This window comes from Neolewinella antarctica (genome assembly GCF_011927835.1).
Classification (GTDB): domain Bacteria; phylum Bacteroidota; class Bacteroidia; order Chitinophagales; family Saprospiraceae; genus Neolewinella; species Neolewinella antarctica.
In genome coordinates this window covers 272,395-286,466 of record NZ_JAATJH010000001.1, presented here as the reverse complement: position 1 = coordinate 286,466, position 14,072 = coordinate 272,395, and the positions used below count along the sequence as shown (strand labels likewise).

Here is a 14,072-nt window from a genome sequence, read left to right as displayed (position 1 = left end):
CCTTTTTTTAGACCACCAAACCAAAAACTCAACAAAGAATTATGGCTAACATTAGAATAGAAGAGAAAGAAAGTTCGAGCATTTTACCCTGGATCTTAGGATTATTGTTACTAGCACTCCTCATTTGGGGCGCCCTGGAATTATTTGGCGACGATGACGACATCGACGACGTAGTGACTACCGAGGAAGAGTACGTACCAACCGAAGAAGTAGCCGCCGGAATCGACGATGTCGATTATGCATACCGTAATGCAATCGTTGCCTACATGGACTACACTAACGACATGACGGGAGAAATGGGCCTCGACCACGAATTCAGTCACAACGCATTAACGCTCCTTGCCGACGCTACGGACGCAATTGCCGATGGCCGCAACGTCGACTTGACGGACAATACCGGCCGTGCCCGTGAGCTCGCAAATGAAATCACCAAAGATCCAATGGCTACGAATCATGCCGACATGATCAGAGAAGCCGCGATGAACATCACGGAATCGTTAGGTCGTATCGATACTGATGCTTACGAAGGTGTTGCGGGTGCCGATATCGATATGCTTCGCAATGAAGCGATGGCGATTAACGGAAAGACGCTAACGCTTAACCAGAAAGAAGACGTCCGCACCTTTTTTGGTGCCGCCCGCAATGTGTTGTCTAAACTGAATTAAGAATTGCGGGGATTACACCCCGTCCTTCTTTATTATTCAACCCGATCACAAAAAATAAAATACAATGAGTACAATAGTAACTAACGACACCCCGGATATGAATCCTAAGACCGTAAAGTCAACGGAACCCGTGGTGCAGACACGCAACAAGAACCTCAAATTCGTCGATAACTTGGCGGACTACAAAGTCCACCACGATGACGTCGACATTCGTGAGTTCGACGTCCGCCTCGCCAGTGGCGAGAAGATTGGCGAAGTAGAAGGTCTGTTGGCCGATTTACCCAGCAAACTCGTCCGCTACGCCGAGGTCGAAGTGGAAGAGGACATCATCAACCGCCACACCGCCGGACGGTACACCGAAGATGATAAGCACGTGCTGGTCCCAATCGGTCTCGTTCAAATCAATGACGACAAAACCGTGACGATTCACGGCCTTGGTCTTGACAATATGGTCGACTATCCCCGCTACGAACGTAAGAACGGCTACACGACCAATTACGAGCTCGACACGGCCGAGTACCTTAACGGTTTCCACGAATACCGTGACGATAAGTTTGGTGGTTTCATCAAAGAAGGTCGCACCAAGCAACGTGACACTTTTGACGATACTTTCTATTCTTCCAAGTTCTACACCGGAAAATTCAGCCGGTAATCGACTGACAATAATTATGAAGCCCCACCGACTTACGTTGGTGGGGCTTTTTGTATTCAGTACGGTGATTTATTGTCGATTTACCACTTGCGCTCGGTGTTGAGTGCGGGCCACTGCATATCGAGATTTTTAAGGGCATCAAGAACGACATCCGTCATCAGGTAATCTCGGTACCAGCGGGAATCGACGGGAATGACGTGCCAGGGGATTTCACTGCGGTTGATGACGTCGTTGTACGCCTTTCGGTACGCGTCCCAGTGTTCCCGCTCTTCCCAGTCACCGTCGTTGTGCTTGTAGTGCTTCTCCTGCTCATTGAGCCGCTCCCGCAATTCTTCTTCCTGTTGCTCCTTACTGAGGTGGAGGTAGAATTTTAGTATGAGCGTATTGTTATCGTACGCCAGCAGCTTTTCGAACGCGTTGATTGACTCGATTCTACGGTCAACTCTTTCTTCGCTAACCCAGCCGTGGACGCGCTGGATGAGTACGTCTTCGTAGTGACTTCGATTGAAGATCACCATTTCCCCTTTCGCGGGTGCTTGCTCGTGAATGCGCCAAAGGAAATCATGGTCAAACTCCTGTTCGGTAGGCTTCTTCCAACCGACTGCGCGGAGGCCGAAGGGATTGCAGGCACCAAAGACTTTGCGGAGTGCTCCGTCTTTTCCACTAGCGTCCATGCCCTGGAGAATAATGAGCACACTGTGCTTACCCTCGGCCACTAGCTGTTGGTGAAGATCCGCAATTTGCTCTGCGCGATTAGCACTTTCCTTGCGGGCGGATTTTTTGTCCAGGCCATCAGGTGGGCGAGTAGATATAGTATTTAAGTCGATTTTTGACACAGAGGTTGTTTTTAGTGGGCGCGGTCGCGGGTGCAGCGAGTTAGGACGCAGGAGCAAGGGCAATTTGGCGCCGTGCTAAGCAATTTTGCACTTCCTAGAATGCTTCGCATCCGCCCCGATAGTTACCGGGGCGCATAATTATTACCAGAAATAACCGACCAGGATGAAGGTTATAATTAACAGCATGACGGCTTGGTAGCGGTAATTTTGGTACCACGGTAAGACGCTCAGTTCTTCCGTTTCCTCCGCAATAAGTTTGCTGCTCCAAGTGTAGTTGTCGATCTGCGCTGCGGCGGGTGGGTCGGTAGCTAAACTGACGACCGCGTTGATGATCATGCACAGCACGAAAAGGTAGAAAGTACGGTGCAAAAAGTGCATTTCCTTTAGCCAGGAGTCGCCTTCGCTGTTGATCACGAAAATGAACATAATGGTTAGTGCCGCCCCCACCATCAAACTGACGAAGGCACCGGTGCCGTTGGCTCGCTTCCAGAACAGACCGAGGATGAACGCCGCCGCCACCGGTGGGGCAATGAAACTAAGTACGATTTGCAGGTATTCGAAGAGCGAATCGAATTTCTCGATTTGTGGTGCCCAGAGGCACGCCAATACCACCAACACTAAGGTAGATACCTGGCCCGTACGCACCAGTTGCTTACTGGTGAGGTTGGGATACAGTTTGGCCGCAAAGTCCATCGTAATCAGCGTCGAGGCCGAGTTGAAGGTAGCCGAGACGGAAGACATCATCGCCGCCATCAGCCCCGCCAGCACCAGCCCGAGCACACCCGTGGGCAGCATCTTGAACATCAGCATGGGGTAAGTTGCGTTGGGGCAATCCTTAAGGTTCTCGCAGAGGTCACCGTTGGGAAACTTGTAGCCCATTTCGGAGAAGTTGAACCCATCGGGCAGCAGACTTTGCTGCTGCAAATAAACGATGGCGGCCGTACCGGGAAGCACCATGATGAACAGCACCGGTAGCTTGAGCAAACCAGCAAAGAGCGCACCCCAGCGGCCGTGGTTTATGTCCTTAGCACCGAGCACGCGCTGCACCATAAACTGATTATTGGCCCAGAAATAGAACCCGAGAATCGGCGCACCGAACAGCAAGCCCGTCCAGGGCATGAACCCGTCACCACCGGACCCGAGGAAGAACTCCCGCCAGGTATCGCCCGTTGGGCGCACCAAACTAAGCACTTCATCGGCGGTCGTCGGCTGGTAGATACCGTCGTCGTAGATCCGGTCGGCGAACGGCACGGTACTTAAGTTAGCACCTTCAAGGACGTCAGCGGGGTAAACGCCGTACGTAATCCCGTCGATGGTACGCTGCGGTACCGTGGTCAGGTCATAATCCGCCGGCACGAAGCTTGCCAGCGAGCTTCCCGGCCCTACGAGCACCTCCCGGATATCGTTCGGGTTCGGCAGCGTCCCGTTGGCACCCATTTCGTTGAGGCCCGCGATCATTTCGTCCCAGCCACCGATGCTATCGAAGGTATAGTACGTGATGAAGCAACTACCAATCACCAGCAAAATGGCCTGGATTACCTCCGTCTGGATGACTGAGTTAAGGCCGCCCGGCACGGTGTAGGCCGCCGCCGCAATGGCGAGAATGGCCACGATTGCAAAGGTCGACAGGCTAGGAAACAGCAATTTAAGGATAACCGTACCCACAAAAAGCCCCGCCGCGGTGTCGATCAAAACGTTACCCACTATCGTAATGAAACTAAAATAATACCTGGACCGCACGTCGTAGCGCCGTTCCAGAAACTCCGGCATCGTGTAAACGCGGCTTTTCAGGTAGAACGGCAGAAAAAAGATCGCGAAGAATACGAGCACGACCGAAGCCAGCCACTCGTAATTAAAAACCTGGGTGTTCGTCTTGTAGGCATCCCCGGCAAGTCCGACGAGGGTCGAGCTGGAGATGTTGGCCGCAAACAGCGAAATACCAACGATGGGCCAAGTCATGTTGCGCCCGGCCAAGAAGTATTCTTCCGAAGTCTGCGCTTTGGCGCTGTACAGGCCGTAGCCGATGATGAGAACGGCGTAGACGACCATCACGACGAGGTCAACCGTCGATAGTGCAAATGAATCCATATACTTTTAGCGCTTTATTTTACCAGGGGCCAATTATACAACACATTCTCCTTGGGTAGACTAGTCTCCGCCTTTTTTTGGTCGCGGCCAACCGGCGGGCGACGGGAAATAACTAGCCGGCAAAGTGCGGTCAGCCGCACAATTACCGGGGCGCCTTTGTTGGCGGTTGTAGAAAACTACCCCATCTTTGCCGCCCCGATTACCCGAGGTTAGCTAATTATTCCACTGATCGAAACCCAGGCCTCGGCCCCGACCCTAATTCCCCTAGTTATGATTCAGCTTAATGACGCGGACCTGAACGAAGCCGCGACCGCCATCCGCCGCGGCATGGAGGTTTACGTGCACCGCGAGCACGGCCGTATGCTAATTGCCGACGACCCCGAGCGCAACGTCCGCGCCGACCCGGAAGTCTTCGAAGCCCTGATGCAGGACGTGTCACAAGATCCCGACGCATACGTACACATCGAACGCATGGAGGCCGCCGCGGCCATCGACATCATGCGTCGCTTTACCGACCGCGTCCGTAGCCAGGAGTTGTGGCAAGCACTGACGTACGCCCTGAAACGCCCCCGGCCGTTTACGACCTTCAAGGCCGAACTCACCAAGTTTCCCAAGAATTACGATAAGTGGCGCGCCTTCCGGCAGGTGGAATACAGTAAGTACGTGAATGCGGCACTCACCGCGGAACGGTAATGTCAAAGAAGCCACTCGTACATTTCGTCAAGCACCGAAACATCGACCGGGCCCGCTGGGATGCCACCGTGGCGTCCGACGACGCGCGACTACCCTACGGATTTACCTGGTGGCTCGATGTTGTTACTAACGAGCGGTGGGATGGGTTGGTCCTGGATGACTACCGCGCGGTCATGCCCCTACCCTACACGAGAAAGATCGGTCCGCTATCTCAAGTTAGCAGCCCTGCCTTTACGCAGCAGTGTGGACCGTGGGGTGACTCAACGGATACGGAACTCGCGCTCTTTCTCTCATCTATTCCAAAAACAGCCATTAAGGTTGCTATTCCCTTACGGGAGGCTTCGCGGATAATGGGCCCCGTACCCGGTTTTACGGCGCGGGAGCGGACCAACTTCGTACTGGATATGGCACCGGGCCACGCTTCACTTAGCCGAAAATTCAGTAAATCTTTGCGGCGCAATTTGCGGCGTCACCCGGGTGGGGTCATGGTTCCGGTGACGGTGGAAGAGGTAATTAGCGTGTACGCGGCTTCGGCGGGTGAAAAAGCAGGGCTAAGTAAGAAGCACTACGAAATTATGCGGAATTTAGCCAGGGCATGTAGCGCAAGAGAAATGTCAATCATTACGGGATTCGAGGACGACGACGGCCAATTACTAGCCTGTGGCTTTTTCCCTCATTACCGGGGGCGGTTCATCAACTCTTTCGGTTCTTCGACGGATCTCGGTTACGATCGCGTGGGTATGTCGAGGCTTCTGGACGGACTCATCAAAAACCAGGCTGGCCCCGGCAAATTACTCGATTTTGAAGGGTCCGACCTACCGGGGGTTGCGGAATACTTCAATAGTTTCCGGCCGCGGCGTACAGCTTATCAGCAATTAGTCCGTAGCGCTTGGTAAAGTCTGTTTACCCTCCACGTAGTAAGTCGTTCGCCCCGCCACCTTTACGATCTTGACTTCCCCGCCCGTCACCGGGTCGGGCTGGCCTTCCTTCCGCCAGGTGTGCCAAAACCAGTTCTCCGGGTAGTCGTGGTAGTAAGGCGCGTTTTCCGTAGCGTAGCGCATGACGGCCATGATCTGATCGTAGACCGCCTTTTTTGCGTCGTCACTCATCTCGTTTACCCTTGCCGCCGGGTGAATGTTGCAACGGTAGCAAATCTCGTCGACGTACAAATTTCCGAGGCCCGCCACGACGGACTGGTTGAGCAGGATTCCCTTCAGGGTGGTTTTGCGACCCGCGAGCTTCTCAAAAAAGTAATCTTGCCGCAAATCAAGCGCGTCGGGGCCGAGTTTGACCTCCGCAATGTAAGCATCCCGGTCTTTCAAGTAAAGCACCCGGGCGAACTTACGCGGGTCTTCGAAGCCGAGCACGTTACCGTCCGTAAAGTGAAAAGCGAAGCGCTCAAAGCGTCCCTTATCCTCGGGCTGTTGGTACAGATTCAGGTCGCCGGTCATGCCGAAGTGCAACAGAATGGCCTCCCCGTTATCGAGGTTCGCGAATAGGTATTTCCCCCGGCGGAGGCTATCGATGATGGTGCGGCCGCGGCAGGCGTCGGCGAAAGCCGGGCCCGGCATGTTTCGAATAATTTTATCATCGTGAACCACGAGCTCGGCGATCTTTTGGCCTGTCGCGGCCGCGTCGAAGTATTTCTTGAAATTGTGTACTTCCGGTAATTCGGGCATGCGGGCTGGTTTTAGTGGTTTAGCCCTGCAACGCCGGAAGCTCGATTATGTTAATTAGACTTGCCGTTAACCACCGGACTCGTACTATTCGCCGAGACGGACACATTCAGCTAGGAATTTATGCGCGGTCGCGGGTGCGAGGATCTTTGGTAATGCAGGCTCGATTAGCTTAAGAGCGTTGGATTAGGTGGTACCCGCTGAATTATTTGCAATCAGCACGCAGACAACTGATTGCACGCACAATAATTTCGACGCAGGTACTACGGAAGACCAAGGCCAAGTGCCGCTCACTCCGAGTTTTATTTTGTGCCTCTTGCTTCTTCCGTGTTTCGTGTGATAAAACCCACTCTAAATCCTTCCTGCGGTGCTCAGCGGTTAAGGCGAGTAAGTAGCGCTATTGCTTAGTTAGAGATGGAAGTCAACGCCCGGTCGAAGGGGCGTGTTGTCAAGCTACCGATACTGCACCAAAGCGCTGGTCGTACTTTCGCCAACCAAACAATGCTTACCCCATGTCTACCCCACCCCCCAAGCTAACCAGCACCGGCGAACCCCGCGATCCGTTCGACGGAGACTACATCGGTAATATCTTTGGCTGGAAGGTTTCCCTGATCGGTCTCGGCGTGATTCTCTTTTTCGTCGGCGTGCTCGTCTACCGTACTTACGCGCTCGACGTACCGATCGGCTTCGACGACCCGCTGCAGAGTGAGAGCGAAAAAGCTAAGTTCGCCCCGCCCGGAAAAGCGGACACCCTTACCGTAACCAAGGACTGATGGCCACCCACGAATTTTACAAATACGAGGGTGCCGGCAACGACTTCATCATCATCGACGACCGGGCCAACACCCTCCACGAAGCCTTCGACCAACGGCGAATCGCTCACTTCTGCGACCGTCACTTCGGAATCGGTGGCGACGGGATGATGTTTTTACGGAGCCACCCAGAGTACGATTTCGAAATGATTTATTACAACGCCGACGGCGCGCCCAGTTCCATGTGCGGCAACGGTGGGCGCTGTATCGTGCGCTTTGCCGCGAATTTAGGTATCGAGCGGGAATGTTATAATTTTCTCGCGGTGGACGGCCCCCACCGGGCGAAGTTGCTGAAGAATGGTTGGGTGTCACTGGGTATGACGGACGTGAAGGATTGGTCAATCAACGACGAAGGTGCCTTCGTCATGGATACTGGCTCACCCCACTACGTACAATTCGGCCGCGACCCCGCAACCGTTGATGTCGTGCAACAAGGTCGGGCCATACGTAATTCGCCAGCTTACGCGGTCGAGGGCATCAACGTAAACTTCGTGCTGCGCGAGTCAAATATTCTGCGAATATCCACCTACGAACGGGGCGTCGAGGACGAAACGCTCGCGTGCGGGACGGGCGTCACGGCAGCCGCGATCAGCGCTGCGGAACTCGACGGCGTTGGCCCGGATGAGTCTTTTCGGTACGCGGTCGTTGCGAAAGGTGGCGAGTTGGCGGTGCGTGGAAAGAAAACGGAACGTGGGTACGCCGACTTGTGGCTTGAGGGACCGGCTACCTACGTGTTTAAGGGCGAAATTTAGTCGTCCGCCGGATTCGGTACGTACGTCAGTACCCAGGCGGTGTAGTTAAAAATTAGTTCCCGTCGGAGTACCTCCTCCCAATCAATCCGCCAACCCCGGACCGTGAGTGCCCGGCGGTAGGCGCTGGCGTCGTGCTGCTGGGGATGCAGCGCGTCGCCCGGTAGCGCCTTAAAAATCGGGAGCAACCAGCCGTGGCGATGCACGTCGCTCGTCAGGATCATGCGGGTGCCGGTGGTAGCGTACTCGGTCAACCGATCCAGGGCCGCGTGCCAGTCGGCAACGTGGTTGATCGCATTGAAGCAATAAATTGCCCCAAAGGGCCCACCCGGTACGCAAGCTTCTTCGAGCTTTTGTCGGTGGAAGCGAACGTCGGGGTACGCGCCCCGCGAAAAAATGGCTAGGTGCTTTTCGTAATTGTCGAGCAGGGGGTCGAGCGCGGTGACCCGCTCAGTGTGCCGCACGTAGGTAAAGATGCCCGCCGGGCCGCATCCGGCATCCAGCACGGTTCTATTCGGTACCGTGACCCAATCTAAGTCGTCGAGCACGCGTTCCCAGTAGGTCCGCTTTTCCGCGAGGTAATCGGCGGGGGCTTTTGATTGCAGGTAGCGCCGCCACCATTTTCCCTCCAGGTACTGGGCAACCTTCCAGCGCAGGGCTGCGTACTTCTTCAGGATTTTCATTGGCGGGCGAAGGTAGGGCGGAAATCAAATTCGGGCCTGCGGAAAATTCGCGGGGGAGATTGTCAATCACTTGACCGCCCGGTGGCTACCTTGCCGACTTACTTTTCGGGACGCTACAACCAAATTAACATGAAATTTACCCTCGACCAGCGAGTACGCATGAAACGGACGGAGAACGTCGGGACCGTAACCAGCATCCTGCCGGGCAACATTATCCACGTGAAACTGGACAGTGGGCTCGGTCACATTCCCATCCCGGCCGAAGCCCTGGAGCCGGAAAACATGCCGTCAAACGACGCACCCCTGACGGCAACAGCCACCAGGCCAGCTAAGCCAGCAAGCCCGCCACCGCCGCCGCCAGTAAAAGCCAAAAAATCCAATACCGTCTCGAAAGCTACGCTCCACGAGAACAACGGCGTTCAACTTGCCTTCGACCCCCAACTCAACAACGAAGCGGAGCCCGTTGCTTACGAAGTGTACCTGATCAACAGCACGGACAAAAAGATTATTTACGAAGTAAAGACCATGACCGGAAGCAGCCGGCGCTGGACCAAATCGGGACTCATCGAAGCCAACGGCAAAAAGCGGCTGGAAGCAGTTGAATACCGCTGGCTAAATGAGAAACTAACCGTCGAACTCGACGTCCGGGCCGTACTGACCGGGGGCACGGGCCCGCGGCATTTCCAGAAACTGAGCATCAAACCCAGCCAATTTTTCGGCAAATACGTAGACGTGCCCGAGTTGTTCCGCGAATCACACCTTTATCCGGTGTTCCCGGATGTATCCGCCCGCAACACGGCACCCGCGACCGCGCCCCCGAAAACGCAATCTCTGAAGGCGATGACCCAGGCCGCGATCGCAAAAAAACCCAAGCCGCCCGCCGCCCAGAAGATCGACCGCACGGATATTCAGGAGCAGCTAGACTTTGACGAAGTCCTCGACCTCCACCTGGACAACCTGGTGGACGACCCCACGTCCGTACCCAAACACCAAGTCCTACAACTTCAACTGAAAACGTTCGATGCTTACCTGGAGCGCGCCCTGAAAGTCGGTGTGGACAGCATCATCGTGATTCACGGCGTAGGCAACGGCGTGCTCAAGCGGGCGATCCACAGCCGACTGCACCACACGAAGTTTATCCGTGACTTTAAAAATGAATACCACCACAAATACGGCTTCGGCGCGACGGAGATTATCTTTGACTAAGCAACCGGATGCTCCTTCTTGAATGGAACAGCGTTTTAATTACACTCTTACCGATACCTATATGAAATATTTATCTTTTTGCGTAGCCACGGCCGCGTTGTTATTTACCGGCTGTAACCAAGCCGAAGTCAGCGAGCTCGAGATTAAACTCCAGGGCAGCGAACAGCAACGCGAGATGCTCACCACCCAACTCGAAAGTGTACAACGCACGAACGGCGACCTCCTTGCCCGCATGGAAGACCTTTCCGTGATCAGTAAAGAAGGTGCCACCAGCATCCGGGAAAGCCTGCAAAGCATCAGCGGCCAGACGAGTTACATCACCGAACTGAATCGCTCGATCGCGCGTAAGGACAGCCTTAATATGTCTTTAGTCATGAACCTTAAGCGCTCCCTCGACAACATCAATGACGATGACGTCCAGGTGGAGGTCCGGGGCGGAAAAGTCCACGTTAGCATCAGCGACAACCTGTTGTTTGCCTCGGGCTCGGCGCGGGTAAATTCCGAAGCCACGCGCGTGCTGGAAAAAGTTGGACTGGTCCTTAACGACCACCGCGATCTGGACATCATCGTCGAAGGCCACACGGACAACGTCCCCGTCCGTGCTTCCGGGATTGCCGATAACTGGGACCTCAGCACCCAGCGTGCCACCGCCGTCGTGCGGCAACTCGTCGATCAGTTTCAGGTCGACCCTTCCCGCCTTTCCGCCGCCGGCCGCGCGGAGTTCGAGCCACGCGGCGATAATGCTACCCCCCAGGGGCGGGCCCGTAACCGCCGGACCGAAATCGTGATCACGCCAAACCTCAACGAGTTTTTCGACCTCGCCAAGAAGCAAGGTGTTAATGGATAAGCCACTGTTCATTGGTGCTCAGCCCCTTCAGAAGCCCCCGGATGTCAACATCCGGGGGCTTCTCGGGTTAGCATTGTTAGGTACTATTTCGCGGTGATGATCGCGTAGAGCATGTTAAGAATTTGCCTTCCGGCCTTGTTTTGGCCACTTTTGCGCTGGTTAGTCAGTAGTCTAGGACCCTTTACCCAGACTACTGAAGAGCAAAATCCTCATTCCCCGATAGCTATCGGGGCGGCTAAACTCCGGTTTACCTTCGGTGCTACTTCGTGGTTACTGCCTCACCCACCAAAAAAATGCCTCACCACGCAGTAGCAGCGTAGCTAAAACCGACCAGGAGCCCACCCCGCAGGAGCAGCGTAGCTAAAGTCCCAACATGCTCTTAACTTCAATAAAACAACCTCGGACTTTCACCTTCCCAGCACGTCCCGGTTCGCAGTTTCGCACCATAATGTTTTACGCCACGGCGGGGCGGAGGGCTACTATTATAAGTTCTTAAACACCCACACAAACACACGGTTACCGGCGCTGCCGACGGCGAGATTGCCAGATTGCGCTCACCCAAAACACCATTTTCCGCATGCTCACGCAAACAAGTAATGAAATGAAACTGAAGCGTATTTATATTCAAAATCAGCTTCCGAAAAAATTATCCTTCCTACAAGTCCTCAGCCACAACATCTGGTGGTCGTGGAACGACCACGCTCAGCGGCTCTTTCAGGATATTGACTCAGCGCTATTCGTTAAACTCAACTACAACCCCGTCGCCCTGCTGGAGACCGTCGACCCCGCCCGGTTAGTGGAACTCGAAGGAGACAAGAATTACCTAAAGCGGATCAAGGTCGTTAAGAAAGATTTCGAGACCTACCTGGCCGTCCCCAAGAAAAAAGGACCGAAGCTGGCTTACTTCAGCATGGAGTACGGGCTACACATCAGCCTCAAACTTTACAGCGGAGGCCTTGGCGTACTCGCTGGCGATTACCTCAAGGAAGCATCCGACAGCAACGTCGAGCTGTTTGGTGTCGGTTTGCTGTATCGCTACGGCTACTTCAACCAGGGGCTGAGTATGAACGGCGATCAGATTCACCTGTACCCCGCCCAGAAGTTCACCCAACTGCCCATCGAACCCGTACGCGGTGCCGACGGTAACTGGTTAAAGGTATCCGTACCGATTATGGGCCGCATCGTGCAGGCTAAAATTTGGAAACTGCCCGTCGGTAGAATCAACCTTTACCTTCTCGATACGGACCACGAAGACAACAACCAGGAAGATCGTGCCCTCACGCACATGCTCTACGGTGGGGACAACGAGCACCGCCTCAAGCAGGAAATCCTGCTGGGCATCGGTGGCGTCCGTGCGATTCAGGCTATGGACCTGCAACCGGAAGTTTACCACCTCAACGAAGGCCACGCGGGTTTCCTGAGTTTGGAACGGCTGAAGAATTTCGTGGACGGTGGCCTAACCTTCGGAGAAGCTAAAGAAGCGATCCGTGCCAGCAGTTTATACACCACGCACACACCCGTCCCCGCCGGCCATGACCACTTCCCCGAGTATTTGATGCGTAACTATTTATACAGCTACGCCGATGATTTAGGAATTAGCTGGGAAGCGTTCATCGCCCTGGGCCGTACCAACCCGACGGATTCCAGTGAGGACTTCAACATGTCCAAACTCAGTATTGCACTGAGCCAGCGCGTCAATGGCGTATCGAAACTACACGGTGAGGTAAGCCAGGAGATGTTTACCGAACTCTACCCCGGCTATACCGCCGAGGAAGTTCACATTGGCTACGTCACCAACTCCGTCCACTACCCTACCTGGATCGCCCACGACCTGCACGAGATTTACAGCGAGCAGTTCGGTAAGGACTGGATTGCCGATCAGTCTAACAAGGACATCTGGCGTAAGATCCACAAGGTGGACGACAAAAAGCTCTTCGACGCGCAGCACACGCTCAAGGTGCGCCTGTTGGATTACGTGCGCGAAAAGCTACAGGTGGACATGCAACGTCGGGGAGAAAGCCCGCGGGTTACTTTCGACATCCTGAGCAAAATCGACAATAACGCTTTAGTGTTTGGTTTCGCCCGTCGCTTCGCCACCTACAAGCGCGCTACGCTACTTTTCCAGGATGAAGCCCGCCTGGCGGAACTCGTCAATCGCCACGACCAGCCCGTTATTTTCCTCTTCGCCGGTAAGGCGCACCCGGCCGATCAGGGTGGTCAGGATCTGATCCGCCACATCGTCCACGTGAGTAAGAAGCCCGAATTTGCCGGTAAGGTGATTTTCCTGGAAGACTACAACATGGAGATGGCTAAGCTACTCACCCAGGGCGTCGACGTCTGGCTGAATACCCCGACCCGCCCGCTGGAGGCATCCGGCACGTCCGGTATGAAAGCTGCACTAAACGGTCGGCCGAATTTCTCCGTCCTCGACGGCTGGTGGGCCGAGGGATACCGCCCGGATGCCGGCTGGGCGTTGCCGTTGGAACGCACGTACGAGGACCAGCACTTGCAAAATGAGCTGGATGCGGAGTTGATCTACCACACGCTGGAAGAAGAGATCATCCCAACGTTTTTCAAGCGTGGTGACGACGGAATCAGCAAAGAGTGGATGGGCTACGTGAAGCAGATCATCGCCGAGGTCGCCCCGACTTTCACGATGAAGCGGATGATGGACGATTACTACGAGCGCTTCTACTTCCCGCTCGGTACTAGCGAGCAGGCCACGAGTAAATCCAGTTACGGACCGGCCAAAGAATACGCCGCCTGGAAGGAATCCGTCATCGGTAAGTGGGAAGGAATCGAGGTGAAGGAGAACATCAGTTTCGACACCTTCAACCACGCCCTCCCGGTGGGTGAATCCTTCACGGCCCAAATTACCCTGGGCATGAACGGCTTATCTAAGGACGACGTGACCCTGGAAGCTTGTTTCTACCACCGGATCGACGAGAACAAGGTCGAACTGCACCGCGTCGAGGCGTTCGGTGGGGAATCGAACGACAATGGCGAAGTCACTTATAAGCTCGACGTCGATCCGCATTTGGCCGGCGTTTACGAATATGGCTTCCGTTTGCGGCCGACGCACGAGATGATGCCGCACGCGCAGGATTTGAATTTGGTTTACTGGGTTTGATTCCCGTAGCTAATTTCGCAATACCAATACCAAGA

13 protein-coding genes are annotated in these 14,072 nt (G+C 54.7%); 9 read left to right on the top strand and 4 right to left on the bottom strand.

Annotation, left to right across the window (positions count from 1 at the left end; translation table 11 throughout):
- Positions 1-41 precede the first annotated feature (41 nt).
- Together GGR27_RS01170 and GGR27_RS01165 are read left to right on the top strand one after the other, a co-directional pair.
- Positions 42-665, top strand: a complete 624-nt coding sequence (locus GGR27_RS01170) for a hypothetical protein (RefSeq protein ID WP_168035567.1) — start codon at positions 42-44, stop codon at positions 663-665.
- 64 nt (positions 666-729) lie between these two features.
- Positions 730-1,317 (top strand): PRC-barrel domain-containing protein, encoded by a 588-nt coding sequence (locus GGR27_RS01165; protein WP_168035566.1) that lies wholly within the window; start codon positions 730-732, stop codon positions 1,315-1,317.
- An 80-nt stretch (positions 1,318-1,397) separates the two neighbouring features.
- Here GGR27_RS01165 and GGR27_RS01160 read toward each other — a convergent pair whose 3' ends face one another.
- Entirely contained in the window at positions 1,398-2,153 is a 756-nt protein-coding gene (locus tag GGR27_RS01160; protein ID WP_168035565.1) for a PPK2 family polyphosphate kinase, read from the bottom strand.
- A 141-nt stretch (positions 2,154-2,294) separates the two neighbouring features.
- Positions 2,295-4,241 (bottom strand): sodium:solute symporter, encoded by a 1,947-nt coding sequence (locus GGR27_RS01155; protein WP_168035564.1) that lies wholly within the window; start codon positions 4,239-4,241, stop codon positions 2,295-2,297.
- Between the two features lie 270 nt (positions 4,242-4,511).
- Between GGR27_RS01155 and GGR27_RS01150 the strand changes: the two genes are divergently transcribed.
- The gene (locus GGR27_RS01150; RefSeq protein ID WP_168035563.1) at positions 4,512-4,934 is read left to right on the top strand and encodes a UPF0158 family protein; all 423 of its coding nucleotides are present in this window, start codon (positions 4,512-4,514) and stop codon (positions 4,932-4,934) included.
- Positions 4,934-5,830 (top strand): hypothetical protein, encoded by an 897-nt coding sequence (locus tag GGR27_RS01145; protein ID WP_168035562.1) that lies wholly within the window; start codon positions 4,934-4,936, stop codon positions 5,828-5,830. Before GGR27_RS01150 ends, GGR27_RS01145 begins: the two co-directional genes overlap by 1 nt.
- Here GGR27_RS01145 and GGR27_RS01140 read toward each other — a convergent pair.
- On the bottom strand, positions 5,810-6,613 hold the full coding sequence (locus tag GGR27_RS01140; RefSeq protein WP_168035561.1) for an Fpg/Nei family DNA glycosylase: 804 nt from the start codon (positions 6,611-6,613) through the stop codon (positions 5,810-5,812). The two genes, GGR27_RS01145 and GGR27_RS01140, sit on opposite strands and share 21 nt — an antisense overlap.
- A 509-nt stretch (positions 6,614-7,122) precedes the next feature.
- On the opposite strand from GGR27_RS01140, the gene GGR27_RS01135 reads away from it, so the two are divergent.
- Positions 7,123-7,383 (top strand): hypothetical protein, encoded by a 261-nt coding sequence (locus tag GGR27_RS01135; RefSeq protein WP_168035560.1) that lies wholly within the window; start codon positions 7,123-7,125, stop codon positions 7,381-7,383.
- Positions 7,383-8,174 (top strand): diaminopimelate epimerase, encoded by a 792-nt coding sequence (gene dapF, locus GGR27_RS01130; RefSeq protein ID WP_168035559.1) that lies wholly within the window; start codon positions 7,383-7,385, stop codon positions 8,172-8,174. The genes GGR27_RS01135 and dapF overlap by 1 nt, the downstream gene beginning before the upstream one ends.
- On the opposite strand, the gene GGR27_RS01125 is transcribed toward dapF, so the two are convergent.
- A complete protein-coding gene (locus tag GGR27_RS01125) occupies positions 8,171-8,854 on the bottom strand; it encodes a class I SAM-dependent methyltransferase (protein ID WP_168035558.1) in 684 nt (227 codons plus the stop codon). The two genes, dapF and GGR27_RS01125, sit on opposite strands and share 4 nt — an antisense overlap.
- 129 nt (positions 8,855-8,983) lie before the next feature.
- Here GGR27_RS01125 and GGR27_RS01120 point away from each other — a divergent pair, with 129 nt between their 5' ends.
- From GGR27_RS01120 to glgP, 3 genes are all read left to right on the top strand, one after another.
- Positions 8,984-10,060 carry a DUF2027 domain-containing protein gene (locus tag GGR27_RS01120; RefSeq protein ID WP_168035557.1) on the top strand — a complete coding sequence of 359 codons (1,077 nt, stop codon included), beginning with the start codon at positions 8,984-8,986 and terminating at the stop codon, positions 10,058-10,060.
- 61 nt (positions 10,061-10,121) lie between these two features.
- A complete protein-coding gene (locus tag GGR27_RS01115; protein ID WP_168035556.1) occupies positions 10,122-10,907 on the top strand; it encodes an OmpA/MotB family protein in 786 nt (261 codons plus the stop codon).
- 601 nt (positions 10,908-11,508) lie between these two features.
- On the top strand, positions 11,509-14,037 hold the full coding sequence (gene glgP, locus GGR27_RS01110; RefSeq protein ID WP_245184355.1) for an alpha-glucan family phosphorylase: 2,529 nt from the start codon (positions 11,509-11,511) through the stop codon (positions 14,035-14,037).
- Positions 14,038-14,072: the final 35 nt, after the last annotated feature.